The 3,121-nt window shown below is 64.7% G+C and carries 5 protein-coding genes; all 5 read left to right on the forward strand.

Features of this window, described 5'->3' with window-relative positions; all coding sequences use genetic code 11:
• The coding region (locus FJ251_14895) for an antitoxin (GenBank protein MBM4118989.1) at positions 1-133 on the forward strand (133 nt) is incomplete at its 5' end.
• A 137-nt stretch (positions 134-270) separates the two neighbouring features.
• The gene (locus FJ251_14900; GenBank protein MBM4118990.1) at positions 271-627 is read left to right on the forward strand and encodes a DUF805 domain-containing protein; all 357 of its coding nucleotides are present in this window, start codon (positions 271-273) and stop codon (positions 625-627) included.
• 79 nt (positions 628-706) lie between these two features.
• Positions 707-1,411 carry a DUF899 domain-containing protein gene (locus FJ251_14905; GenBank protein ID MBM4118991.1) on the forward strand — a complete coding sequence of 235 codons (705 nt, stop codon included), beginning with the start codon at positions 707-709 and terminating at the stop codon, positions 1,409-1,411.
• A gap of 866 nt (positions 1,412-2,277) precedes the next feature.
• Positions 2,278-2,703: a hypothetical protein gene (locus FJ251_14910; GenBank protein MBM4118992.1), complete on the forward strand. Its 426-nt coding sequence runs from the start codon at positions 2,278-2,280 to the stop codon at positions 2,701-2,703.
• A gap of 118 nt (positions 2,704-2,821) precedes the next feature.
• The coding region (locus tag FJ251_14915; GenBank protein ID MBM4118993.1) for a hypothetical protein at positions 2,822-3,121 on the forward strand (300 nt) is incomplete at its 3' end.

Raw genomic sequence — 3,121 nt, forward strand, 5'->3', positions numbered from 1 at the left:
TGTTACGGGGGCCTACTTCAAGGCCTTGGCTGATGAACTCGGCATTCCCTACCAGACGCTGATCAACCTGTACCTGCGCGACTGCGCGTCGAGCGGTCGGCGACTGAGCATGGCGTGGAAGCCTGGGAACTGAGATGGGTGGCATCTAACCAGAGCTTGCAGCAGACGAAGCCGCCTGTCACGTCGCCTGCCTGCGCAGGCGCCGCGCCAGACGTCTTCGCTGCTGAAGCTAGGTGTTAGGCGGCATGACGACTATGGGAGGGTCAAGACATGAATTGGTACCTTCAAGTCCTCAAGAAGTACGCGGTCTTCAGCGGTCGCGCGCGGCGGAAGGAGTACTGGATGTTCTTCCTCTTCAACATCCTGGTCGCCGTCGCCCTCGGCTTCGTCGAGGGAGTTCTTGGCATCGCGCCCGAGAGCAATCAGAGCGTTCTCGGGACCATCTACCAGCTCGTGATCCTGAGCCCTGCAATCGCCGCAGGTGTGCGGAGAATGCATGACACCAATCACAGTGGCTGGTGGTTGCTGCTTCCGATCGTCAATCTTATGTTCGCAGTCACCGAAGGAACGCGAGGCGACAACCGATTCGGCCCTGATCCAAAGGCGACGGAACCGCAATCCGCCTAAAAACCGGTTGCCGCGTACAGTCCGCTGCGTGGCTCGCTGCTGAAGCTTGGCGTTGGCCCCACAACCGAGGAGAAGTCCGATGCCGAATCACCCTGTGGTTTCAAGGCAGGAATGGTTAGTTGCCCGCGAGGTACTTCTTGCCAAGGAGAAGGAGCTCACTGTTCTACGCGATGACCTGGCGCGGCAGCGACGCGAGCTGCCTTGGGTGCAGGTGACAAAGCCGTATGTGTTCGAGGGTCCGGACGGACAGCAATCGCTTAGCGATCTTTTTGCCGCCCGCCGCCAGCTTATCGTGTACCACTTCATGTACGCACCAGACTGGACGGAAGGCTGCCCCATCTGCTCTTTCTGGGCGGATAACTTCGAGCGTATTCCGATTCATCTCGCGCACCGAGATGCAACGCTGGTGGCCATCTCGCGCGCACCGTACGAGAAGCTCGCGGCCTACCGTCGGCGGATGGGCTGGACTTTCCCCTGGTACTCGTCGCACGGAAGCGAGTTCAATTACGACTTCCAGGTGTCGCGTACTCGCGAGCAGGTCGGATCCGGCAACGACGAGCCCAGCAGCCGCCGATCCATGGCGTTGGCAGAGTTTCCGGGAATCAGCGTGTTCTACCGAGACGAGGCCGGCGATGTGTACCACACCTACTCCACATATGAGCGCGGCTTGGACATGCTGAACGGCGCTTATCATTACTTGGATCTCTTGCCAAAGGGTCGTGACGAAGCGGGCTTGCCGTGGACCATGGCGTGGCTTCGTCGTCGCGACCAATACGAGGATTAGCCCGGACTATTCACGAAGGTCCGAGCGAGGGTGAGGAAATTGCCCTTCTGCGAAGGCGAAATCCGGTCTCCGCGAGGGAGGCGTACCCGATGCGGTACGTTGACCTCGCGGAGACCGGATTTCGCCTTCGCAGAAGGGCAATTGACCAGCCGCAGCCGGACCTTCGTGAATAGTCCGGGTTAGTGGAAGGTCGAGATCACCACCTTGTCCACGCCCGATCCAGGGCTACTTCCCTTGGGGATGGCGCGGTGATGTGATTGATGACCGGTCGGAAAGCGCCAACTGCATGAACCTGATGACGCGCCCTGTCACGGTCTTTGCCCTGGAAGTTGATGTTGGGCATCATGTGCGCGAGCGAAGCCCGCGCCGGGCCGCTCGCAGCTTATGCAGGGCGGTGGGCCGGGACGGCGCGGTGCATGAGAGCGCCAGGTGAGGCATCAATGCTGCGTGGTTCGGCACTGATCGGAGCGGTTCCGGCCTTTGGCATAGCAGTTGTCGGCTGCCCCGTCAGTGGAGACGCCGCACCCAGTGGAGTCCGCTGGGCATCTGCCGACGCGACGATTGAAGTGTCTGGCCACGCAATTGCAATCCCTCCTCACCCTCGCTCAGACCTTCGTGAATAGTCCGGGCTGGGCGCTCCACAGCGGCCCCGCCGCGCACGCCGGCATCGGCGGTCCTGATACGCGGAACCATAAGCCTCAGCGTGTCCTCCCGGCCCAGACGCCGGACGGCGCCGGGCAATCCGGAAAGCGGATTTCGCGCCGGGCCGCAGGGATGCCGCCCGCCCGGGGCGCTTGACGAACCCATCGCTCGCCTCTAGCGTGTGTCGTTCGGCTGGACGTGGCACACCCGTACCCGGTGGTCAGATGCGGTTCCTGCGCGAAAGAGGATGGGGGTCCGGCCCGCGCCGGGCCGGCTGGCTGGGGAGCCTGGGGCTCTTCGCGCTGGCTCTGGCCCTGCAGGCGACGTTGACCTGGTTCGAGGCGGGCCACACCGCCGCGGGCCACGGCGCGTCCTGCAGCCTTCCCGCGGGCGCCGACTGCCGGCCGGATTCCCGGAACCCCACCGGGGACGCGTCGCACGATTCGAGAAGCTGCTTCCAGTGCCAGTTCTTCCGCAACGCCGCCGGCGCCGAGCCGGTCACCGTCGCCGACACCGACGCGTCGGCAACGCTCCTGCCCGAGCGCGTGGCGACGCCGGTCTTCCGCGCCCTTGGGTCGCCCCGCCACGAGCGTCCCGAACCCCGGGCGCCGCCCCGCCTGCAGGCCCTCACGCTCACGGTTTCCGCCTGACGGACACCCGTCGCTGCCGCCGATGAACCCCGCGCACCACGGTGTTCCTCGCCGCCATCGGCAGGCTTCCGTCAGGCATCCGGATTCCTTTCCGTGCGTTGCCTGAAGGAGGCACAACATGAGACGTTTCCGCACGCTTGCCGCGGGCGCGCTTGGCGCCTTGCTCTTCGCTTCGCTGCTCCTGGTCCAACCCGCCGCCGCCCAGCACGAGGAGGCCGACGGCCTGGTCCTGCGCCAGGGCAACGTCGACATCGTCACGGTCTGGCAGGGCGTCGTCACCGGTCAGCTCTCGCTGCAGCCGGGCAACTGGACCCAGCCGTTCGACGTGATCCTGCTCGATCCCGCGGGCGACGAATTCCAGCCCGACGAGCCCGCGTTCAGCCTCGGCTGGAGCCTGGGCGATCCGCTGATCACCGCG

It is taken from the genome of bacterium (assembly GCA_016873475.1).
Lineage (GTDB): Bacteria > Krumholzibacteriota > Krumholzibacteriia > JACNKJ01 > JACNKJ01 > VGXI01.

Coding starts and splice junctions, on each gene's coding strand:
- FJ251_14905 (MBM4118991.1), top strand. CDS start 707: ATGCCGAATCACCCTGTGGTTTCAAGGCAGGAATGGTTAGTTGCCCGC.
- FJ251_14910 (MBM4118992.1), top strand. CDS start 2,278: ATGCGGTTCCTGCGCGAAAGAGGATGGGGGTCCGGCCCGCGCCGGGCC.
- FJ251_14900 (MBM4118990.1), top strand. CDS start 271: ATGAATTGGTACCTTCAAGTCCTCAAGAAGTACGCGGTCTTCAGCGGT.